General features: G+C 59.7%; 21 protein-coding genes. 12 read left to right on the forward strand and 9 right to left on the reverse strand.

Annotated elements, in window-relative coordinates; translation table 11 throughout:
- Positions 1-17: 17 nt before the first annotated feature.
- The 3 genes from PSFL_RS27230 to PSFL_RS27240 all read right to left on the reverse strand — a co-directional run bounded on the left by PSFL_RS27230 (position 18) and on the right by PSFL_RS27240 (position 1,608).
- Positions 18-908 carry a pseudouridine synthase gene (locus PSFL_RS27230; protein ID WP_057439160.1) on the reverse strand — a complete coding sequence of 297 codons (891 nt, stop codon included), beginning with the start codon at positions 906-908 and terminating at the stop codon, positions 18-20.
- 51 nt (positions 909-959) lie between these two features.
- A complete protein-coding gene (locus PSFL_RS27235) occupies positions 960-1,295 on the reverse strand; it encodes a hypothetical protein (RefSeq protein WP_029298086.1) in 336 nt (111 codons plus the stop codon).
- Between the two features lie 76 nt (positions 1,296-1,371).
- Positions 1,372-1,608: a glutaredoxin family protein gene (locus PSFL_RS27240; protein WP_115129378.1), complete on the reverse strand. Its 237-nt coding sequence runs from the start codon at positions 1,606-1,608 to the stop codon at positions 1,372-1,374.
- Between the two features lie 148 nt (positions 1,609-1,756).
- Here PSFL_RS27240 and PSFL_RS27245 point away from each other — a divergent pair, with 148 nt between their 5' ends.
- Positions 1,757-3,493, forward strand: a complete 1,737-nt coding sequence (locus PSFL_RS27245) for a monovalent cation:proton antiporter-2 (CPA2) family protein (protein ID WP_178124576.1) — start codon at positions 1,757-1,759, stop codon at positions 3,491-3,493.
- On the opposite strand, the gene PSFL_RS27250 is transcribed toward PSFL_RS27245, so the two are convergent.
- Positions 3,480-4,688: an ammonium transporter gene (locus tag PSFL_RS27250; protein ID WP_057439162.1), complete on the reverse strand. Its 1,209-nt coding sequence runs from the start codon at positions 4,686-4,688 to the stop codon at positions 3,480-3,482. The two genes, PSFL_RS27245 and PSFL_RS27250, sit on opposite strands and share 14 nt — an antisense overlap.
- Positions 4,689-5,043: 355 nt before the next feature.
- Between PSFL_RS27250 and PSFL_RS27255 the strand changes: the two genes are divergently transcribed.
- The 8 genes from PSFL_RS27255 to PSFL_RS27290 all read left to right on the forward strand — a co-directional run bounded on the left by PSFL_RS27255 (position 5,044) and on the right by PSFL_RS27290 (position 14,009).
- Complete coding sequence (locus tag PSFL_RS27255) at positions 5,044-5,358, forward strand: YqjD family protein (RefSeq protein WP_057439163.1); 315 nt, start codon at positions 5,044-5,046, stop codon at positions 5,356-5,358.
- 2 nt (positions 5,359-5,360) lie between these two features.
- Positions 5,361-5,747, forward strand: a complete 387-nt coding sequence (locus tag PSFL_RS27260) for a phage holin family protein (protein ID WP_057439164.1) — start codon at positions 5,361-5,363, stop codon at positions 5,745-5,747.
- Positions 5,744-6,085, forward strand: a complete 342-nt coding sequence (locus PSFL_RS27265; RefSeq protein ID WP_057439165.1) for a hypothetical protein — start codon at positions 5,744-5,746, stop codon at positions 6,083-6,085. The genes PSFL_RS27260 and PSFL_RS27265 overlap by 4 nt, the downstream gene beginning before the upstream one ends.
- 93 nt (positions 6,086-6,178) lie before the next feature.
- The gene (locus tag PSFL_RS27270) at positions 6,179-7,342 is read left to right on the forward strand and encodes an EAL domain-containing protein (protein WP_115127860.1); all 1,164 of its coding nucleotides are present in this window, start codon (positions 6,179-6,181) and stop codon (positions 7,340-7,342) included.
- A gap of 72 nt (positions 7,343-7,414) precedes the next feature.
- On the forward strand, positions 7,415-8,746 hold the full coding sequence (locus tag PSFL_RS27275; RefSeq protein ID WP_057439167.1) for a deoxyguanosinetriphosphate triphosphohydrolase: 1,332 nt from the start codon (positions 7,415-7,417) through the stop codon (positions 8,744-8,746).
- A gap of 247 nt (positions 8,747-8,993) precedes the next feature.
- A complete protein-coding gene (locus PSFL_RS27280; protein ID WP_115127859.1) occupies positions 8,994-9,395 on the forward strand; it encodes a response regulator in 402 nt (133 codons plus the stop codon).
- Positions 9,396-9,747: 352 nt separating this feature from the next.
- Complete coding sequence (locus PSFL_RS27285) at positions 9,748-10,374, forward strand: response regulator transcription factor (RefSeq protein ID WP_057439169.1); 627 nt, start codon at positions 9,748-9,750, stop codon at positions 10,372-10,374.
- A gap of 8 nt (positions 10,375-10,382) precedes the next feature.
- The gene (locus PSFL_RS27290) at positions 10,383-14,009 is read left to right on the forward strand and encodes a transporter substrate-binding domain-containing protein (RefSeq protein WP_397470682.1); all 3,627 of its coding nucleotides are present in this window, start codon (positions 10,383-10,385) and stop codon (positions 14,007-14,009) included.
- 133 nt (positions 14,010-14,142) lie between these two features.
- On the opposite strand, the gene PSFL_RS27295 is transcribed toward PSFL_RS27290, so the two are convergent.
- Together PSFL_RS27295 and PSFL_RS27300 are read right to left on the reverse strand one after the other, a co-directional pair.
- Positions 14,143-14,625 (reverse strand): GAF domain-containing protein, encoded by a 483-nt coding sequence (locus PSFL_RS27295; protein ID WP_115127857.1) that lies wholly within the window; start codon positions 14,623-14,625, stop codon positions 14,143-14,145.
- Positions 14,622-15,512 carry an ATP-binding protein gene (locus tag PSFL_RS27300; protein ID WP_029298058.1) on the reverse strand — a complete coding sequence of 297 codons (891 nt, stop codon included), beginning with the start codon at positions 15,510-15,512 and terminating at the stop codon, positions 14,622-14,624. The genes PSFL_RS27295 and PSFL_RS27300 overlap by 4 nt, the downstream gene beginning before the upstream one ends.
- Positions 15,513-15,678: 166 nt before the next feature.
- Here PSFL_RS27300 and PSFL_RS27305 point away from each other — a divergent pair, with 166 nt between their 5' ends.
- Positions 15,679-18,003, forward strand: coding sequence for a response regulator (locus PSFL_RS27305; protein ID WP_397470722.1), 2,325 nt, complete (start codon positions 15,679-15,681; stop codon positions 18,001-18,003).
- Here PSFL_RS27305 and PSFL_RS27310 read toward each other — a convergent pair.
- The 3 genes from PSFL_RS27310 to msrB form a co-directional block, all read right to left on the reverse strand.
- Positions 17,987-18,448, reverse strand: coding sequence for a MarR family winged helix-turn-helix transcriptional regulator (locus PSFL_RS27310; RefSeq protein WP_057439172.1), 462 nt, complete (start codon positions 18,446-18,448; stop codon positions 17,987-17,989). The two genes, PSFL_RS27305 and PSFL_RS27310, sit on opposite strands and share 17 nt — an antisense overlap.
- On the reverse strand, positions 18,445-18,930 hold the full coding sequence (locus PSFL_RS27315; protein ID WP_057439173.1) for a glutathione peroxidase: 486 nt from the start codon (positions 18,928-18,930) through the stop codon (positions 18,445-18,447). The genes PSFL_RS27310 and PSFL_RS27315 overlap by 4 nt, the downstream gene beginning before the upstream one ends.
- Positions 18,931-19,079: 149 nt before the next feature.
- Positions 19,080-19,472, reverse strand: a complete 393-nt coding sequence (gene msrB / locus PSFL_RS27320) for a peptide-methionine (R)-S-oxide reductase MsrB (RefSeq protein WP_115127855.1) — start codon at positions 19,470-19,472, stop codon at positions 19,080-19,082.
- A 203-nt stretch (positions 19,473-19,675) separates the two neighbouring features.
- On the opposite strand from msrB, the gene PSFL_RS27325 reads away from it, so the two are divergent.
- Positions 19,676-20,887 carry a pyridoxal phosphate-dependent aminotransferase gene (locus tag PSFL_RS27325; protein ID WP_029298044.1) on the forward strand — a complete coding sequence of 404 codons (1,212 nt, stop codon included), beginning with the start codon at positions 19,676-19,678 and terminating at the stop codon, positions 20,885-20,887.
- Between the two features lie 304 nt (positions 20,888-21,191).
- Complete coding sequence (htpX, locus tag PSFL_RS27330) at positions 21,192-22,079, forward strand: protease HtpX (RefSeq protein WP_029298042.1); 888 nt, start codon at positions 21,192-21,194, stop codon at positions 22,077-22,079.
- The last annotated feature ends 21 nt before the right edge of the window (positions 22,080-22,100 follow it).

The following is a 22,100-nucleotide window of genomic DNA, read 5'->3' on the forward strand; positions in this document are numbered from 1 at the left end:
CTGGCGCATGGGAAACATCACCACTCAAGCACGATCCGGCTGCTGAAGTCGCGCTGCTCACCGGTCACCGGGTCGATAAACCGTACGCCTTGGGCCAGCAACTTGAGCGGGTTGGCGTAGTCATCCACGGCATCCTTGATGACCTCGGGATAAAACGGGTCATTGCAGATGCTCGCCCCCAGTGCCGTCATATGCACGCGCAGTTGATGCTTCTTGCCCGTCACTGGAAACAGGCCATAGCGCCATAGGTCGCCATTCTTCTCGCGCACCTGCACCGCCGTTTCCGTGTTGCTTGCACCCGGCCCTTCCTGCATGCGGAAGAACGGTTCGCCCTCCACCAGGCGACTCTTGTGCACCAGCGGGAATGTCAGCGCGGGCAAGGCCGGGGCAATGGCTTCGTAGAACTTATCAATCTGGCGGGTGGGGAACAGTTGTTGATACGCCGAGCGGCTTTGCGGGTTGGCAGAGAACAGCACCAGCCCGGCAGTATGGCGATCAATGCGATGCAGCGGCACCAGCGACGGGTTATCCAGGCGGCGGATCAGGCGGCGCAGTAAAGTCTGCTCGACATATTCGCCGGCGGGCGTCACTGGCAGGAAGTGTGGTTTGTCGGCCACCACCAGATGCTCATCGGCATACAGGATGGACTCCTGCACCGGGATCGGCTTCTCATCCGGCACTTCGCGAAAGTAGTGGATGCGCAAACCTTCCTTGTAGGCCAGATCCACGGCGATGGGCTGGCCATTGCCATCCAGCACCCGACCACGGGCGATGCGGTCCAGCCACTGCTCGCGGCCGATGGCGCGAAAGTGCTCGCACAGGCAGTCGAGCACCGTCGCCCAGGGCCCAGGCGGCAGGTACAGCGTACTGGCTTGGTTCTGGGCAGCGGAAAAACCGGTATCGGACATGCGTACACTCAAGGGCCTGGAAATACTAAGGGGGCATTATCCCCCAGAATCTCAAGCCCTGACCAATTCGGCCCGCAGCACCGGCGAGGCGCTGGCAGCCTCGGTAAACTCCTTGAGCCACCGCAGGACGTCCACCGCTTCCCAGCGGCCGGGATCGTACAGCGCATACAGCAAGCCCTGATACCCGACCACATCCAACTGCTTGTGATAACCGGCGCGCTGGAACAAGGCTTCGATTTCGGCAAAGCAGGTATTGAAATGCACTTTGTTGAACGGCGTCTTGCCTTCCGTGACCAGGCCATCGAGCCGCAGCTCATTCACCGCATCGCGTACGATATCGACGGACATGCGGTTGACGCTGCTTTTCAGTTGTTCGACATTCACCACGGGCGTTCCCTCTCACTCAAATCGCTGTACAAACATACAGTAACCGAATAATCAGCAACCTGCCACGGGATTAGCGCTAACTTAAAAAGGCGACCACCTGTTCAGTTTCGAACGGCCAGCCCAGTTCCGCCCCGGTATCCACCCGGCGCAGCACCGGAATACTTAGGCTATAGGCTTCAAACAGCTCTTGCGAATCGGCGATATCCACCAACTCGACCAACAGCCCGCATTCGACCAACGGCATGATTTCAGCTTCCGCAAGCTCACACAGATGGCAGCCCAGGGTGCCGAACAACTGGCATTCAGGAGGCATGGCGAACAGATCCGATAAGAAACAGGTACCCATTCTAGGCCGCGAGAAAAACCTCGTCGAGTCATGCCAAAGACCTGATCCAGATCACCATGGCCTATAACTGATTCAGCGATTCTCGCGGCTTTTTTCCTGCAACACCCCGACGGAGATGTTTGTGTTTGCCAACCTGCTGATCATTCTTGCCTCATCCCTGGTCGTCATTGCGCTGTTCCGTCGGCTGCAACTGCCACCGGTGCTCGGCTACCTGTGCGTGGGCCTGGCCGTCGGGCCAACAGCCCTGGACTGGGTCAATGACAGCGAAGACCTGCCAGACCTCGCCGAACTGGGCGTGGTATTCCTGCTGTTTTCCCTGGGCCTGGAGTTCTCCCTGTCCAAGATGCTCAGCCTGCGCCGGGTGGTGTTCGGCCTCGGCAGCCTGCAGGTGCTGTGCTGCGCGGTAGTGCTGGGTGCCCTGCTGCTTTTGATGGGCATGTCGCCGGTGGCCGCCTTGCTGCTGGGGGCCGGGCTGGCACTGTCATCCACCGCCATTGTGAGCAAGGAGCTGACCAGCCTCGGGGAGATATTCAGCACTCATGGGCAGAATGCGATTGGCGTGCTGTTGTTCCAGGACGTGGTCGCGGTGCTGTTGCTGACCCTGGTCCCGGTGTTCGCCGGCAGTAGCGAGCAGGCCTGGTACTGGGCACTGCCCCTGACCCTGGGCAAGACCGTGGTGTTGTTCCTCGGCCTGCTGCTCGCCAGCCGCTGGCTGCTGCCGCGCCTGTTCCATGAAGTAGCCGCCTCGCATTCGGCGGAACTGTTCGTGCTGCTGGCCCTGGTGATTGTGTTGCTTACGGCCTGGCTCACACACCTGCTGGGCCTGTCGCCAGCCCTCGGCGCGTTCCTGGCGGGCATGCTGCTGGGGGAAAGCCATTACCGGCACCAGATCGAAGCGGATATCCGACCGTTTCGTGACATCCTGCTGGGGTTGTTCTTTGTCAGTATCGGCATGCTGATCGACTTGCAATTGTTCGTCAGTCACGCCCTGCAGATCCTCGGACTGACCCTGGCACTGATGTTGATCAAGGGCTGCATTGTCGCCGCGCTGGTCAAACTGCGCGGCAGCGACAGCGAGACCGCCTGGCGCAGCGGCCTGGCCCTGGCCCAGGGCGGTGAGTTCTGTTTTGCACTGATGGCGCAAATGCAGTTGAGCAATATGCTGCCCGGCGAAATCAGCAGCCTGCTGCTGGCCGCGACGTTCTGCTCCATGCTGCTGACGCCCCTGCTGCTGCGGGCCGCTCCCTCTATTGCCCTGCGCCTGCACCGCAAGCCCAACCAGCAAGTGCAGCTGGAGGCAATCACCGCGCTCAACGCCGAGCTGCGCGGGCATGTGCTGATCTGCGGTTATGGCCGGGTCGGCCAATCCATCGGGCGTTTCCTGCGCCGTGAACAACAGGCGTTCATTGCCCTGGACGATGACCCCGAACGGGTGCAGGAAGCCGCCACCGAGGACAGCAGCGTGCATTATGGCGATTGCCGGCGCGGCGCCCTGCTCAGCGCAGTCGGCCTGGAGCGCGCACGCCTGGTGGTGATTGCCGTGGACAATAGCGACGTGGCCCTGGTGGTGCTCAAGGAAGCGCGACGGATCAACCACAAAGTGCCGATCCTGGTGCGCACCCGCGACGACAGCCAGTTGACTGAACTGAAGGCCGCCGGGGCCAGCGAGGTGGTGCCCGAACTACTGGAGTCGAGCCTGATGCTGGCGTCGCACGCAATGATCATGCTCGGCCTGCCCGACCAGCAGGTGCGCGACCGCGTCGACGAAGTACGGCGCAATCGCTACCGCTTGCTCCACGGTTTCTACCAGCATACCGACGACAACCGTGAAGCCCCGATCAATCCTGACTGACTGCACCAATCTTATGGATCGACAAGTCCGCGCCGTAGTACTCCTCTTCCTGGCTCAAGCGCAGGCCGCAGAGGCGCTTGAGCACGCCGTACACCAGCAACCCGCCCGCCAGGGCCACTACCACCCCCAGGGCGGTACCGATCAACTGGCTGATCAGGCTCACGCCGCCCAGTCCACCCAAGGCGCTCTGACCGAAAATCCCGCAGGCAATCCCGCCCCACACACCACACAAGCCATGCAACGGCCAGACACCCAGCACATCGTCGATCTTCCACAGGTTCTGGGCGGCGATAAAGCACCACACAAACAGGCCACCGGCCACCACGCCGGTGACCAGCGCGCCCACCGGATGCATCAGGTCGGAGCCCGCGCAGATCGCCACCAGCCCGGCCAACGGGCCATTGTGCAAGAAGCCCGGGTCGTTACGCCCGATCACCAGCGCCGCCACGGTCCCACCGACCATGGCCATCAACGAGTTGACCGCCACCAGCCCGCTCACCCCGGACAAGGTCTGCGCACTCATCACGTTGAAGCCGAACCAGCCGACGATCAATATCCACGAGCCCAGTGCCAGGAACGGAATGCTCGACGGCGCAAACGCCACCAGACGCCCGTCGCGGTAACGCCCCTGACGCGGCCCCAGCAGCAACACCGCCGCCAGCGCCAGCCAACCGCCCATGGCATGTACCACCACCGAACCGGCAAAGTCATGGAAGGATGCGCCGAAGGTCGCCAACAACCAGGCTTGCAGGCCAAAGTTGCCATTCCACACCATGCCCTCGAAAAACGGGTAGATGAATGCCACGATCAGCGCCGTGGCACACAGTTGTGGAACAAAGCGTGCACGCTCGGCAATGCCCCCGGAGATGATCGCCGGGATGGCAGCTGCGAAGGTCAGCAGGAAAAAGAACTTCACCAGGCCATAACCATGGTCGGCACTGAGCACTGCGGCCGGCTGCATAAAGCTGACCCCGTAGGAGATCCAATAGCCTATAAAGAAATAGGCCAGGGTCGAAACCGCAAAATCACTGAGGATTTTCGACAACGCGTTGACTTGGTTCTTCTGCCGTACCGTACCGACTTCCAGAAACGCGAAGCCGGCATGCATCGCCAGGACCATCACCGCGCCAATCAGAATAAACAGCGTATTGGAGCTATGGACGAGAGTGTCCACCGCGCTTTGCACATTTTCCATGGGGATTGGCAGGCCTGCAGTTCAGGAAAAAGCACCAAAGCAGTTCATTGCCCAACAATCGCGCACTAAATTGGCACTGCGCGTTCTACCCTTCTTCAGAGGGAATGAACCGCTTTGGCGCGACGACCATTGAATAAGGCAGTGACTTGCGGGTTTTTCCACGGGTTTTAGGGATTTAGGGTAAGGTTTTTCAAGGCGTTGGCCGAAACCGCCCACATTGCGCGCAAGCCTTGCGGCTGGCGCACCAAGGCAAAGCAAAAGCTGTACCAGACAATTGCAGTGAACCTTCACCAATACCGGTGACTCTCAAGCAAAACCCTGTAAAAGCACCAGACAGCCACTCACGGAGATAACCATGGCCAGAAAATCGGCAAAGACTGCTCAAGAAATATTGATGGAAGATTTCCAGACCCTGGTCAGCGATACCGAAAAGCTGCTGGACGACACCGCGATTCTGGCCGGTGACCAGGCTGACGAGCTGCGCTCGAAGATCCATGACAGCCTGCTGCAGGCCCGGGAAACACTGAAGTTGACTGAGGACTCCCTGCGCGAACGCGGCAAGGCAGCAGTCACTGCCACCGAGGACTACGTGCAGGCCAACCCTTGGCAATCCGTTGGCATCGCTGCCGGCGTGGGCTTCCTGATCGGTCTGCTGGCTACAAGGCGCTAATCATGTCTATCGGCGAAACCGGCTCGTCCGCGGGCCCAAGTTCCACATCGCGGCGCCTCGGCGCGGCTGTCCTGGGCTTGCTGCACAGCCATGTCGAGCTGTTCGGCATCGAGTTGCAGGAACAGAAAGCACGCACCGTCAGCCTGTTGCTGTTTGCCGGGCTGGCACTGGTGTTCGCCCTGTTGCTGCTGGTGGGGTTATCGGCGCTGGTCATGATCCTGGTCTGGGATACCTACCGCCTGACCGGGATCATCAGCCTTTGCGTATTTTACGTTCTGGCCGCAGGGTTCTGCGGGTTGCGCTTGAAGGCGGCGGTATTCGATGAATCCACGCCTTTCCACGCCACCCTCGAAGAGTTGGCCAATGATCGGGAGCGCCTGCTGCCATGAGCCTGACTGAATTGCCGCACACCAACTCCCGGCGAGAAATGCGCAAGGCCTTGATCCGCCTGCGCATGGAAATGCACCGCCAGGAAATTCGCCACGAGTCCCAGCAATTGCTGCTGCCCTTGCAAAAGGTGCGCAACATGGGCCAAAGCTGGCAGGACGGGTTTGGTATCAAGCATGCGCCGCTGTGGGGCGTCGCCGCTGTGACCCTGCTGGGATTCTTCACCGGCAAAGGCGCCAAGGGTGGCGGCATCGGCACCATGACCCGCCTGGTACGGCTCGGTGCGGGCCTGATCCCGTTGATCAAGCTCGCCATGCAGGGTGCGTCCCGCAAACCCTGACGTAACTGGCTGCATTCTTGCAAACGGATCTGGCCCGGCGCCCTCTCTGTAGGGGCCGGGCCTTTTTCATGCCGAAGCACCTAAGGAGGCTCTGTGATTGACGGGCAACCGCTCGCCTGTTTTCAACCGTTTATCGACACCGCCACCGGACGCATCGCCGGGGTGGAAGCGCTGGGCCGCCTGCTCCAGGCAGATGGGCAACTGCACTCGGTAGGCCCACTGTTCGCCGATGCACGCACGCCCACCTCGGCGTTACGCCGCCTGGACCGCAAGATCCGCGACAATGCCCTGAGCCGCCTGCATGAAGCACCTGAAGACTGGTTTCTGAGCCTCAATATCTCGCCCCGCTGGATCACGTTGCTGCGACCCGGACAAGCCCTGCCCAGCCTGAAACAGTTGCAGGCCCATGGCGTCGATCCAAAACGCATCGTGTTTGAGATCACCGAGCTGGGTGGCGACAGCCAGCGCCTGGCCGAAGTCGTCGCCCGCTATCGTGAGGCGGGCGCACGAATTGCCATTGATGATTTCGGCGCCGGGTATTCGCAACTGGATCGGGTCCTGGCCCTGCGCCCGGATATCCTCAAGCTGGATATGCGCCTGTTCCAGGCCGCGGCACTGGGTGGCCCGAGCGGCGAGGTGGTGCGCGCCCTGGCGCAAATGGCGGAAAAAACCGGATGCTGGATCATCGCCGAAGGCGTGGAAACCGAAGCGCAACTGAGCTTTGCCCTTGAGTGTGGCGCACGTTATGTCCAAGGCTATCTGTTTGCCCAGGCGCAACGGGACTGGTTCGCCGCCGATGCCTTCGTCCCGCGCTTTGCCGTGCTGCGCCAGGCTTATGTGCAGCAGAAACTGACGGAGCGCGGACGGATCATGCAATTGCGCCAGCAATTGATCGAACTGATGCAGATCCTGCAAGGCTGGGCCCTGGCCCAGGCCCCCCTGAGCCAACTGCCATGGCTGCCGGGTTTTCCCCGGTTACTGCGGTTTTATCAGTGCGATAGCCACGGCACCCAACTGACCCCCAACTTCGAATGGCGCCAGGATGCCTGGCAAGCCGACAGCCGTTACCTGGGCCACAACTGGTCATGGCGCCCTTACTTCTATCATCTGCTGGCCGAAGGCTGGGAAGAGCGCCGCCTGATTCTCTCCAACACCTACCGTGATGCCACGACCAATCAATACTGCCTGACAGCAGGACAATTCTTCGATAACGGTCAGCGCTTGCTGTTAATCGATATTGACGCCGCCGGACTGTAGTTTTTCGCTTGCTCCCGGCACGCCGAACCGGGAAGCTGGGGGTCGACATTCATCCTACGGAGAGCACTCGCCTTGGATTGGCCTACCCTGCTTACCCGCGAACGCCTTGGAAAACCCCTGCACAGCCCGGAAGAACTGGGCCGCAGCCCGTTTCACAAAGACCATGACCGGATTATCTTCTCCGGGGCCTTTCGCCGCCTGGGCCGCAAGACGCAAGTTCACCCGGTGACCAGCAACGATCATATCCATACCCGGCTGACCCACTCGCTGGAAGTCAGTTGTGTGGGGCGTTCCCTGGGTATGCGCGTCGGCGAGACCATTCGCAGCGCCCTGCCCGACTGGTGCGACCCCAGTGACCTGGGGATGATCGTGCAATCGGCCTGCCTGGCCCACGACATCGGCAACCCACCGTTCGGTCATTCCGGCGAAGATGCCATTCGCCATTGGTTCCAGCAGGCAGCCGGCCGTGGTTGGCTGGATGACATGAGCAGCGCCGAACGCAATGACTTCCTCAATTTCGAAGGCAACGCGCAAGGCTTCCGCGTGCTGACACAGCTGGAATACCACCAGTTCGACGGCGGCACGCGCCTGACCTACGCCACCCTGGGCACCTACCTGAAGTACCCGTGGACCGCCCGCCACGCCGACTCCCTGGGCTACAAGAAACATAAGTTCGGCTGCTATCAGAGCGAGCTGCCGATCCTTGAGCAGATCGCCCAGAAGCTCGGCCTGCCACAACTCGAGGAACAGCGCTGGGCGCGCCACCCATTGGTCTATCTGATGGAGGCGGCCGACGACATCTGCTACGCCCTGATCGACCTGGAAGATGGCCTGGAAATGGAGTTGCTGGAATACGCCGAGGTCGAGTCGTTGCTGTTGAACCTGGTCGGTGATGACCTGCCGGAAACCTATCGGCAACTGGGGCCCGAGGATTCCAGGCGACGCAAACTCGCGATCCTGCGGGGCAAGGCGATCGAGCACCTGACCAACGCCGCCGCGCGGGCGTTCGTCGAACAACAGCCTGCGCTACTGGCCGGGACCCTGCAAGGCGACCTGGTGGAACACATGCACGGCCCGGCCAAGCGCTGCGTACTGAATGCCAAGGACATGGCCCGCAAGAAAATCTTCCAGGACAAGCGCAAGACCCTGCATGAGATCGGCGCCTACACCACCCTGGAAATCCTCCTGAACACGTTCTGCGGCGCGGCCCTGGAGCAACATGGCGGCCGTACACCATCCTTCAAGAATCGACGCGTCCTGGATCTGCTGGGCAACAGCGCCCCCCATCCTGACTGGCCACTGCATCGTTCATTCCTGCGCATGATCGACTTCATCGCCGGCATGACCGATAGCTACGCCAGCGAAATGGCCCGGGAGATGACCGGCCACTCAAACCCTCAATGACCCACACCCCGGGCAGGTTTTCCTGCCTGGGCGCTTACCTCAAAGAATCGACCTACGCAGGCACCAGAGCAGCCTGATCGAATTTGCCCCAACACCCGATGAATAATCACCCCTCTCTTATCCGCTCCAGCGATCAGCTCCTACATTCACGCAACCCCACGATAGCCCAGCGCCTGGCTCACCGAGCAAACAGACACAGGCATCGGCCGACGTGTTTCCGACCGCTGCTACTTCCACGGAAACTCCTATGCCCGAACGAAAATTGCGCATCCTGTTGGTGGAAGATCACCCTTTTCAACTCCTGGCCATTCAGTGCCTGCTCAAGAGTTTCGGCTTCAACCAACTGACCCCTGCCGAGAGTGCGGAGCAGGCGATCAAGTTGATGAGAACAACCGAGGCCCCCTTCGATATCATGTTATGCGATCAATGCCTGCCGGACCTCACCGGGTTGGAGCTGGTGGAGATAGCCTGCCATACGGGCTTCGTCAAAAGTGCGGTATTGCTAAGTGGACTGCCCGCCCTCGAACTGGAGTATTTGAAAACCCTGGCAATACAACGTGACTTGCGCCTGCTTGGATATTTGGCTAAGCCCTTGAATAAAGAAGCCTGGATCGAATTGATCAGCCAATCGGGGCTTGCCGATGATTAAAGAGTGCGCCCTTGCACTTGCCCAGAAACCATCTGACCAAACTGCTCCCCCACTACATCAACACACCGAGCCCAGCCAAAGTATTTTTTCAAATATTAATGTAGGACATTAAACACTCTTGCAACTGAAATATTACCTCCATCCAAGTGACAAATAACACCGCACAACTTTCAAACCTTTCACCTAAGAAACTCTTACAATACGGCCAATAAAGCCTTAGCAGGTCGTAGTCCAATACCTTTTTGGACGTAGGAATTTTCCTGTTTTATATCTACTCAGCCTTCCCTTCATGCTCCTGCCCTACCTTCTGAGCTAATGTGCGCGCTTATTTGCACTAGTATGGAATTGGCTCATGAATACAGTTTTTATTATTGACGACCACCCGGTCATTCGACTTGCAATCCGAATGTTGCTGGAACATGAAGGTTACAAAGTAGTCGGCGAAACAGATAACGGTTGTGATGCAATACAAATGGTCCGCGAATGCCTCCCAGACCTCATAATTCTTGACATCAGCATTCCAAAACTTGACGGACTGGAGGTTCTCTGCAGGTTCAATGCAATGAGCACGCCAATGAAAACCCTGATCTTGACGGCCCAATCCCCGACACTTTTTGCGACACGCTGCATGCGTTCCGGTGCTGATGGCTATGTTTGCAAAGAAGGCGACCTAAGTGAACTGCTAAGTGCCGTCAGAGCTGTACTTTCAGGTTACAACTATTTCCCAAGCCAGGCATTAAACAGCACTGGCACCGATGTGGGCGAAAACGAAGAATTGAATCTTTTCAAAGCCGTTAATGACCGAGAACTTATGGTCCTACAACTTTTTGCGCAAGGCCGTACAAACAAGGAAATCGCCAAAGGCATGTTCCTTAGCAATAAAACTGTTAGCACTTATAAAAAACGACTTATGCAAAAACTTAAGGCCAAGTCCTTGGTAGAACTTATCGAGATGGCAAAACGCAACGCGTTAGTGTGAGAAACAGGATGCCAAGGCGTTTAAAGGACTATCTAATCATTTTGAGTACCGGGCTGTGCTTGAGTACAGCCGTGCCAGCCGCTCAAACCGCTCCAGAACGCTACGCACTGCTGAGTCGTGCCGGCATCGTTCAGTTGGACACTCAACTGACCCCCACGCAGCGCCATTGGCTACAAAACAAACGGGAACTGCTGCTGGGAGCCTCGACACCCGATTACCCACCTTTCGACATCACCGCCAGCGGTCATGACTATGAAGGTATTACTGCCGATTACGCGGGCATCCTCGCCAAAGCCCTGGCATTGCCCGTCACGGTGGTGCGCTACCCCTCGCGGGAGGCGGCAATCCAGGCACTGGAAGAGGGGAAAATCGACCTGCTGGGCAGCGCCAACGGATTTGAAGCGAGCAACGCCGACATCGTCCTGTCAACACCCTATGCGGTCGACCAGCCGGTACTGGTCACCCGTGATACAGAAACCCGCCCTCTCGATGACGGGCTGGCGGGCCTGCGCTTGAGCCTTGTCTACCACTACCTGCCCTTGAAGGAAGTCGAAGCGCTGTACCCCAATGCGATCATCCAGGTCTATCCGTCCTATTTGAATGCGCTGAATGCCGTGGCCTTCGACCAGGCCGATGTGTTTCTCGGCGATACCATTTCCACCCATTACATGATCAACAAGGGCTACCTGAAGAACATCCGCATGGCCAATTTCGGCAAGCACGAAGCATACGGTTTCAGCTTTGCCGTACACCGCGACCAGCAGACCCTGCTGGACATCGTCGATACGGTCCTCGCCGGTGTCGGGACCTACGAGCGGGAGAACATCGCCAAACGCTGGAGTGCAGGCAGCGATATCCTGCTGACCGACCATAAGTTGCAGTTGAGCCAGCGTGAAGAGCGCTGGATCAAGGACCACCCAGTGGTGAAAGTGGTCATCAACGAAACCTTCGCGCCACTGACTTTCGCCGATTCAGATGGCCAACTGCGGGGCATGACCGCCGACCTGCTGGAGTTGATCCGGCTCCGTACGGGCTTGCGTCTGGAGTTCCAGAACACCCGCAACGTCAACCAGATGATCGAACAGGTGGAGAACGGCAATGCCGACATCATTGCCGCCATCAGCCCCAGCCGCGAACGCGAAGCCAAGCTCAATTTCAGCCGCCCGTACCTGCAGAACTCCTATGTCCTGCTGACACGCAAGGAACCTGGGGCACCCTCGAGTCTTGAGCAACTGGCGGGAAAAAAACTGGCAATCACCGAAGGCAACCCCCTGGTGGAGTACCTGCGTCGCGAGTTTGCGCAGATCACCCTGGTAGAGGCCAGCGACACCTTCAAAGCCTCGGAAATGCTGGCCCAGGGGCAGGTAGATGGGGCCGTCAACTCGTTGGTGGTTGCCAACTACTTCCTCTCATCCCACTTCTTTCAGGGCCGGTTGCAGGTCAGTTCGAGTATCGGCACGCAACTGGCCTCTTTTTCCCTGGCGACATCACGCAGCGCCACCGAACTGGCCTCCATTCTTGACAAGGCCCTGCTCAGCATCGCGCCGGACGAACTTGGGGTCATCAACAACCGCTGGCGTGGCTACACGGCCGCCTCCGACAGCTATTGGCGCAACTACCACCGTCTGATTATCCAGATCGTCAGCGCCGCCGGGCTGCTGCTGCTTACATCCCTGGCCTGGAACGGCTACATGCGCCGGCAGATCAAGCAGCGGCAGATGGCGGAGCGGGCCCTCAGCGATCAATACGAATTCATGCGCGCCCTGGTCAATGAGACCCCTCATCCGATCTACGTGCGTGATCGCAATGGTTTGCTACAGACCTGCAATGACAGTTACTTGCAGGTCTTCGGCGTCAAGCGCGAGGACGTCATCGGCAAGAGTGTCATGCAGATCAACCTGGAAAACGAAGCACAAGCCAGTCAGTACCATGCCGACTATCTGCGGGTAGTCGCCGAAGGCAAGCCGCTGATCCTGGATCGCGCCCTGCATATTCATGGGCAGCACCTGACGATCTATCACTGGATCCTGCCGTACCGCGATTCGGTCGGTAAGGTCCAGGGCATCATCGGCGGCTGGATTGATATCAGCGAACGCCGCCAATTGTTCGATGACCTGCGCAGCGCCAAGGACCGTGCCGATGAGGCCAATCGCGCGAAAAGCACATTCCTGGCGACCATGAGTCATGAGATCCGCACCCCCATGAACGCGGTGATCGGCATGCTGGAGCTGACCCTAAAGCGTGCCGACCATGGGCATCTGGATCGTCCGGCCATCGAGGTGGCCTACAACTCGGCCAAGGATTTGCTGGAGTTGATTGGCGACATCCTCGACATCGCACGCATCGAGTCGGGTCGCCTGAGCCTGGCGCCGGAACGCGTCAACCTGCGGGAACTGATCGAGTCGGTGGTGCGTGTGTTCGATGGGCTGGCACGCCAGAAGAGTCTCAATTTGCTACTGGAGTTCAATCCCGGCGTTGAAGAACGTGATGTGCAGATCGACCCCCTGCGCTTCAAACAAGTCCTGTCGAACCTGGTGAGCAATGCCATCAAGTTCACCGAGCAGGGCGAAGTGAAGATCAGGGTGGATATCCAGACCACCGGCGAGCCACAGCAAATCGAGATGAAACTGGTGGTCGAGGACACCGGCATCGGGATCAGCCGGGACGATCAGCAGCGCCTGTTCGAACCGTTTTCCCAGGCCGACAATTCCGGGCACCTGGCCAGGAGCGGCGCCGGTCTTGGGCTGGTCATCTGTCGTAGCCTATGCGAAATGATGGGAGGGCAACTGACCCTGAGCAGCGTGCCCAGGGTCGGCACCCAGGTGTTTGTCTCGCTGCAGATGACCAGCCTGCCACCTGCCTACCCGCTGATCGAGCTCAAGCCTGCGACCCAGGATGCTGCGGCGGTGCTCAATGTGCTGGTGGTGGACGACCATCCGGCCAACCGCCTGCTCATGTGTCAGCAACTGGGTTTCCTCGGGCACCGGTTCACTGCAGTCCAGCATGGCGCGGCGGGGTTCCAGGCCTGGCGCCAGGAGCACTTCGACCTGATCATTGCCGACTGTAATATGCCGATCATGAACGGCTATGAACTGGCACGGTCGATCCGCGAACATGAACAACGGGAGGACATCACGCCCTGCATCATCCTGGGCTTTACCGCCAATGCCCAGCCGGAGGAAAAACAGCGCTGCCGGGATGCAGGCATGAACGACTGCCTGTTCAAACCCATCAGCCTTACCACACTGGAGCGCCATCTGGCCGAGATCACCCCACTGTCACCAGGGCGGATCTTTGATCTCGATAGCCTGAACACCCTCACCGGTGGTGATCCACTGTTAAGCCAGCGTCTGTTGGAAGAATTGTTGAGCAGCAGCCGGCGTGATCGCGAGGAACTCATGGCAATGCTCGGACAAGGCACGCTTCAGGACCTGGTCGACCAGGCCCATAAGATCAAGGGCGCTGCCAGGATCGTCCAGGCCCGCACACTGGCCAAGCAATGTGAGGTGCTGGAACAGGCTGGCGAGGCAGCCGACCCGGTGCAGGTCGAGATTTGGATCAAGGCCATAGAACAAGCCATGCTCGACCTTGAGCACGTGCTGCAAGAGCAGTTGGAGAATATGGCGCCATTGTAGGGGCGGGCTTGTCGGGTCGCCGCATCGCGGCGATAGTCGTTAACGTAGACGTGGGGGGCCCGACACCCCCCAGTGTTCTTCCCGGCGCCATCGCAGGCAAGGCGGCTCCCACAAGGAACGCAGCTGCGCTCACTCAGCAGTCAGTCAACCGCAGAAAGATTGCCGCCAGTTGCTCAATCCCCATCTGATCCTCAAGCCTGAAACGCGCCAGTTTCGGGCTATCCAGATCCAGCACCCCAATCAACCGTCCATCCTTGATCAATGGCACCACCAGCTCACTGTTGGAAGCACCGTCGCAAGCAATATGCCCGGCAAAGGCATGCACATCTTCCACCCGCTGGGTTTGCCGTGAAGCCGCCGCCGCACCACACACCCCTCGACCAAACGGGATCCGCACACAGGCGATCTGCCCCTGGAAAGGCCCCAGCACCAGTTCCTCATCACGATTGAGATAGAAGCCCGCCCAGTTCAAGTCATCGAGTTGGTTGAACAGGAACGCCGAAAACTGCGCCGCGTTGGCGATAAAGTCGCGCTCATCGGCCAGCAGCGATTCCAGCTGCGCACAGAGCATGGCGTACCCATCTAGGCCGCTGCCCGACTGTTGCAAATCAATCATGGCTGACGCTCCAGCAATTTAAGCCCCACCCAGTAGCGGGCGAACTGGTAGGCGCAACGGCCGTTGCGATTGCCACGGCCGGTGGCCCAGCGCACCGCAAGGATGTCGAGTGCTTCATCGCGCTGCCACTGCAAACCCGCTTTGTTGGCCAACTCGCCGATCCAGTGCTCCACCACGTCCAGGAAGTGCTCCTGGGTGAAAGGATAGAACGACAGCCACAAGCCAAAACGGTCGGACAAGGCGATCTTGTCTTCCACCGCTTCACTGGGGTGCAGTTCACCGTCCACGCGTTTCCAATTGTCGTTGTCGCTCTGGTTTTCCGGTACCAGGTGACGACGGTTGGAGGTGGCGTACAGCAGCACGTTTTCCGGGGCCTGCTCCAGCGAACCGTCGAGCACGCTCTTGAGCACACGGTAATCGCCTTCGCCGGCCTCGAACGACAGGTCGTCGCAGAACAGGATAAAACGCTGGGGCAGCTTGAGCAGTTGCTCGACCACCCGCGGCAGGTCGGCCAGGTGGTCACGCTCGATTTCGATCAGGCGCAAGCCGGCTTTGGCATGCTGGGCCAGCAAGGCGCGGACCATGGACGATTTGCCAGTGCCACGCGAGCCCCAGAGCAACGCATGGTTGGCGGGCAGGCCGTCGAGAAACTGCTGGGTATTGCGGGCCAATTGCTCGCGCTGCTTGTCGACTCCAATCAGGTCGGACAGGCGCATATCCAGGCTGACTTCCAGGGGCAGCAGAAAACCGCTGCGCCCCTCACGCTGCCAGCGGGCCGCCAGGCAGTGGTTCCAGTCAATCACCGCGCGAGGTGCTGGCAACAGGGGTTCCAGACGAGCAAGCACCGCATCGGCCCGCTCAAGAAAGGCATTCAATCGAGAATCCATGACTATTCCTGTGGCAAGTTCTTGTAAAAGATGGCGTATTGGCAACCCTGACGCAGTTGCCAGACGGCTGCACCTGAAAAAACGATTCATACCGGGCAAGGCGGACGCTGAAGATGTTCAGCTATGCTTGCCAGGCGAAGGGAAACGTAAAGTGGCTCAGCACCCAATGGATATCAAGTTCGCCCACCGCTTGTCTTATAAACAAGCCAGACTGACTGTGCTGGTCGGTTTCGTATTGGGAACCTTGCTCAGCCTGATCCAAATCGGCATTGATTATGCCAGCGAAGACGCGTCCATCAACCGTGAAATACACGCGCTGATTGAAATCAGCCATAACCCCGCCTCACGCATCGCCTACAACATCGACGCCGAACTGGCCCAGGAACTGACCCTGGGCCTGCTGCATTCCCCCGCCATCACGCGGGCACAGTTGGTCGACAACAATGGCCTGGTGCTGGCTGACGTTAATCGGCCGCGCACAGAGAGCAGCTACCGCCCCATCAGCGACTTTTTGTTCGGCGCCAACCGCCAGTTCGAAAACCGGTTGTATCTTACCCATATGCCCGGCGAATCCCTCGGCGTATTGCACCTTGACGTCGATACGTACGCGTTTGGCAGCCGATTCCTACGCCGAGCGGAGATCACCCTGCTCAATGGCTTTGCTCGCAGCCTGATCCTGACCGGCATCCTTCTAGGCCTGTTCTACGTGATGCTGACCCAACCCCTGGTGCGGATCATCCGCGAGCTGAGCACCCGCAGCCCCGGCAATGCGCCCCTGGCTCGCCTGGACTGCCCGCCGGGGCACGAACACGATGAGATCGGTGTACTGGTCAATGTCGCCAACCAACAGTTCGAGAATATGGAGACCGAAATCCAGCAACGGCGCCACGCCGAGGACCGCCTGACCGAGTACCTCGGCCAACTGGAAGATATTGTTTCGGCGCGTACCACCGAGCTCAAGGCGATCAACCAGCGGCTAAGCCAGTCCAACGAGGAACTGGAAGCGTCGAAAATGACTGCCCTGGGCATGGCCCAGGCGCGTGCGGCCTTCCTCGCCAACATGAGCCATGAAATCCGTACCCCGCTCAACGGCCTGCTCGGCATGATCGCGCTGTCCCTGGACAGCACACTGAATGCCGAGCAGCGCCAACAATTGTCGATTGCCCATGACTCCGGCAAGGTCCTGGTAGAACTGCTCAACGATATTCTCGACCTGTCCAAGTTCGATGCCGGGCAACTGGAACTGGAGAGTATCCCCTTCGACCTCGGCTCCCTGGTGGAAGACACCGCCAACCTGCTGTCGCAGAACGCCGCACCCAGCGTCGAATTGACCTGCCTGATCGACCCGCAGTTTCCCGCCCAGGTCGTGGGTGATCCGACCCGGGTGCGGCAGATCGTCAGTAACCTGCTGTCGAATGCCTTGAAGTTCACCCGTTTCGGCCGCGTCGACGTACGCCTCAGTGCACAACCCGATGGCGTGCGCATCGAAGTGTGCGACACCGGCATCGGCATTGCCCAGGAGGCCCAGACGCGGATTTTCAAACCTTTCACCCAGGCGGGCGCCGGTATTACCCGTCAGTTTGGCGGGACTGGCCTGGGGTTGGCGCTGACCCACAACCTTTGCGAGGCCATGCGCGGGCGGCTGACCATCAGCTCGGAAACCGGCTTCGGCAGTCAGTTCTGCGCCGAACTGCCACTGCCCGCCCACACACCGGCGGCGCGGCTGGGACCATTGACCGGCGAGGTCGCGGTGATTACCGGGGCCAGCAGTGGCCTGGCAGAACTGCTGCTGACCTTGCTGCCGCACTGGGGATTGACGCCGCAGTGCTACACCATCGACGACGACTTGACCGGCCTGGCGCCGGACATCCTGATCACCGACTGCCCCGAGTGCCTGTTCCGCCTGCGCCCGACCGTCAGCGCACCGATTCTGCTGATTACCGCCTACGGCAACTTCATGCCCAGCGAAGAAGTGGCCGCCCTGGCCCCCCTGCAACAGCAGGCTCGCCCGCTGAGCCGCGCTGCGCTGTATCAGGTCCTGCACCGCACCCTGCGCGCCGACAGCGAAATCGTCCTCGACCTGGCCCAACTGGAAACCGGCCCGGTCGCGCATCGGGCGCGCATCCTTTTGGTGGAGGACAACCCGGTCAATCAACTGGTGGCCAAGGGCATGCTCGGCAAGCTGGGCTGCGAGGTGGTGGTCGCGGCCCATGGCGGCGAGGCACTGAAGCAACTGGAAGAACAGCGCTTCGATATGGTGCTGATGGACTGCAACATGCCGGTGATGGATGGCTACGAGGCGAGCCGGCAGATTCGCCGTAGCGGGCGCTGGCCGGAGCTGCCGATTGTCGCGCTGACCGCCAATGCCCTGGCCGAGGAGCGCGAACGGTGCCGGGCCGCCGGTATGAACGACTACCTGGCCAAACCCTTCCGCCGCGAAGAACTCAACGCCCTGCTCGACCTCTGGGTGCCGACTACGACAAGTCTGTGATCTGCCGGAGCAACTGGTCGAGGCCATGGCGCAAGGCGTCCGCCTGGCTCAGGTCCACACCACTGTCACACAACAGGCGGGCCTTCAGCGGCTGGACGCGCTCACGCAACGCCTGGCCCGCGTCGGCAAGACACAAGTGCACTTCGCGCTCATCCCGGGTACTGCGCCGGCGCGTGATCAACGCCAGCTGTTCGAGGCGCTTGAGCAACGGCGTCAACGTGCCGGAGTCGAGCAACAAGCGCTCCCCCAGCGCCTTGACCGTCGGCTGGGGCGGCGCAACGGCGTGCCACTCCCACAACACCAACATGACCAGGTATTGCGGATACGTCAGGCCCAACTCGTCGAGCATCGGTTTGTAGGCCCGCGTCACCGCCCGGGAGGCGGCGTACAGCTTGAAGCACAACTGGTCATCCAGGGCCAGGGATACGGCAGGCAAGTCGGTCATTTGAGCAACGCTTCGATCTCTTGGGTCAGTTCCTGAGGTTTGGTGGTGGGGGCAAAACGCTTGACCACCTGACCGTCGCGACCGATCAGGAACTTGGTGAAGTTCCACTTGATGCCCTTGGAGCCCAGCAGACCCGGTGCGCGCTGCTTCAATTGCACAAACAGCGGGTGGGCCTCGCCGCCGTTGACATCGACCTTCTTGAACAACGGGAAACTGACGCCGAAATTCAGCTCGCAAAACTCTGTAATGGCCCCCTCGTCACCCGGTTCCTGCTTGCCGAACTGATTGCACGGAAAGCCCAATACCACCAGGCCCTGGTCCTTGTACTGCTGCCAAAGCTGTTCAAGGCCTTTGTACTGCGGGGTGAAACCGCACTTGCTGGCGGTATTGACCACCAGGATCGCCTTGCCGGCGAAGTCCGCCAGGGTCTTTTGCTCACCCTTGATGGTGGTGCAGGGGATGGTCAGCAGGTTGTTGCTCATGAGAACGCCTCAGATGCAGAGAAGGTTGTGAAAACATAGCGAGCAATTAAATTGCATGCAATTTAATTGACCAGACTGATAACCCGACATCAGCTTGTGACGAGGGGGGCTTGCCCCCTCATCACCACAGCCCCTCGCTACAGGGGATTTCAGCGGGGAACCAGGTCCAGGCACACCGAGTTGATGCAGTAACGCAAGCCAGTAGGCGGCGGACCATCCGGGAACACATGCCCCAAGTGCGCATCGCACCTGGCACAGGTCACTTCAGTACGGATCATCCCGTGGCTGACATCACGAATCTCAATCATCGCGCTATCAGCAATCGGCTCATAAAAACTGGGCCAGCCACAACCGGCATCGAACTTGGTCTTTGAATCGAACAGTGGCTCATTGCAGCAAATGCAGTGATACACACCATCGGTCGTAGTCGCGTTGTACTTGCCGGAAAACGGCCGCTCGGTGCCCTTGAGACGGCACACTTGATACTGCGCCGGGTCGAGCATTTCCCGCCATTCATCCAGGGTCTTATCCAACTTTTCCATCAATCCACCTCGACAACTGAAAAAGCCTGATCTGTGTCTTTTCCATGGATCAGGCGGCACGTATGATTGCGCCTCTTCAAAGCGCCAGTCTGGCACCCGCGTTATCGGCATTCAAACGTATTTATGGGTCAGGCCACACGCAGGATTCCCAGCACGGTAGTCTTCACATCGTCTGGATCGTTCATTTTCGGGATCACATCGCCATGCAGGTCAGCAAATCGAACAAGCTCGCCAACGTCTGCTACGACATTCGCGGCCCAGTGCTCAAGCACGCCAAACGCCTGGAAGAGGAAGGCCATCGCATCCTCAAGCTGAACATTGGCAACCCGGCGCCCTTTGGTTTCGAAGCACCGGACGAAATCCTCCAGGATGTGATCCGCAACCTGCCCACCGCCCAAGGCTATAGCGACTCCAAAGGCTTGTTCAGCGCGCGCAAGGCCGTGATGCAGTACTACCAGCAAAAGCAGGTGGAAGGGGTCGGTATCGAAGATATCTACCTGGGCAACGGCGTCTCCGAGCTGATCGTGATGGCCATGCAGGCCCTGCTCAACAACGGCGACGAAGTGCTGGTGCCGGCGCCTGACTACCCGCTGTGGACGGCGGCCGTGACCCTGGCGGGCGGCCATCCGGTGCATTACCTGTGCGACGAGCAAGCCAACTGGTGGCCGGACCTGGCTGATATCAAGGCCAAGATCACGCCCAATACCAAGGCGCTGGTGATCATCAACCCGAACAACCCGACGGGCGCGGTGTATTCCAAGGAAGTGCTGCTGGGCATGCTGGAACTGGCGCGCCAGCACAACCTGGTGGTGTTCTCCGACGAGATCTACGACAAGATCCTCTACGACGACGCCGTGCACATCTGCACCGCCTCCCTGGCCCCGGACCTGCTGTGCCTGACCTTCAACGGCCTGTCCAAGTCCTACCGGGTGGCGGGTTTCCGTTCCGGCTGGGTGGCCATCTCCGGGCCCAAGCACAATGCCCAGAGCTACATCGAAGGCATCGATATGCTGGCCAATATGCGCCTGTGCGCCAACGTGCCGAGCCAGCACGCGATCCAGACCGCGCTGGGTGGCTACCAGAGCATCAACGACCTGGTACTGCCGGCCGGCCGCCTGCTGGAGCAGCGCAACCGTACCTGGGAACTGCTCAACGACATTCCCGGCGTCAGTTGCGTCAAACCCATGGGCGCCCTGTATGCGTTCCCACGGATTGACCCGAAGGTCTGCCCGATCCACAACGACGAGAAGTTCGTCCTCGACCTGCTGCTGTCGGAAAAGCTGCTGGTGGTCCAGGGCACGGCGTTCAACTGGCCGTGGCCCGACCACTTCCGCGTGGTGACCCTGCCGCGCGTGGATGACCTGGACATGGCCATCGGGCGCATTGGCAACTTCCTGAAGTCCTATCGCCAGTAACCCGGCTTTCGCTGTACGGCCCGCAAAAGGTCGTACAGCGAGTATCTGGCAACACATTCTGTACCCAGACACACCTTCTGCTCCGCCCGCTTCCCCTCTACCCTGTACTTACCCGCAATCGTGGGGCGCAGACGCCAGCCAAGGGCAATTTTCACGGGTCCCAAGCCTCGGAAAATCCCTGCAAGCCTCTACATTCATGCTGTAGGACACAGTTTGAAATAGTCGCCCGGTTGAATAGCCCACTGCCGCACCTTATATACCCCGCAGTACGCGACATATTAAGCATGAGGAGAATTCTACAACCATGATGCGCATCCTGCTGTTCTTGGCCACTAACCTGGCGGTCGTGCTGATTGCCAGCATCACCCTGAGCCTTTTCGGCTTCAACGGGTTCATGGCGGCCAACGGGGTTGATCTGAACCTCAATCAGCTGCTGGTTTTCTGTGCCGTCTTTGGTTTTGCCGGCTCGATCTTCTCGCTGTTCATCTCCAAGTGGATGGCGAAGATGAGCACCAGCACCCAGATCATCACCCAGCCACGCACCCGGCATGAGCAATGGCTGCTGCAGACCGTCGAGCAACTGTCCCGCGAAGCCGGGATCAAGATGCCCGAAGTCGGCATCTTCCCGGCCTACGAGGCCAACGCCTTCGCCACTGGCTGGAACAAGAACGATGCTCTTGTTGCCGTCAGCCAGGGTTTGCTGGAGCGTTTCTCGCCCGACGAAGTGAAGGCCGTGCTGGCCCACGAGATCGGCCACGTCGCCAACGGTGACATGGTCACCCTGGCATTGGTCCAGGGCGTGGTGAACACCTTCGTGATGTTCTTTGCACGGATCATCGGCAACTTTGTCGACAAGGTGATCTTCAAGAACGAAGGCGGCCAGGGTATCGCCTACTACGTGGCGACCATCTTTGCCGAACTGGTACTGGGCTTCCTTGCCAGCTCCATCGTGATGTGGTTCTCGCGCAAACGCGAATTCCGCGCCGACGAAGCCGGCGCGCAACTGGCCGGTACTGCCGCCATGATCGGCGCCCTGCAACGCCTGCGCTCCGAACAGGGCCTGCCGGTGCATATGCCGGACACCCTGAATGCCTTCGGCATCAACGGTGGCGTCAAGCAAGGCCTGGCGCGGATGTTCATGAGCCACCCGCCACTGGAAGAGCGGATCGACGCACTGCGTCGTCGCGGCTGACAGCCAGCGGGTAAAAAAAGG

Source organism: Pseudomonas sp. DD1 (genome assembly GCF_044510355.1).
GTDB lineage: Bacteria > Pseudomonadota > Gammaproteobacteria > Pseudomonadales > Pseudomonadaceae > Aquipseudomonas > Aquipseudomonas shahriarae.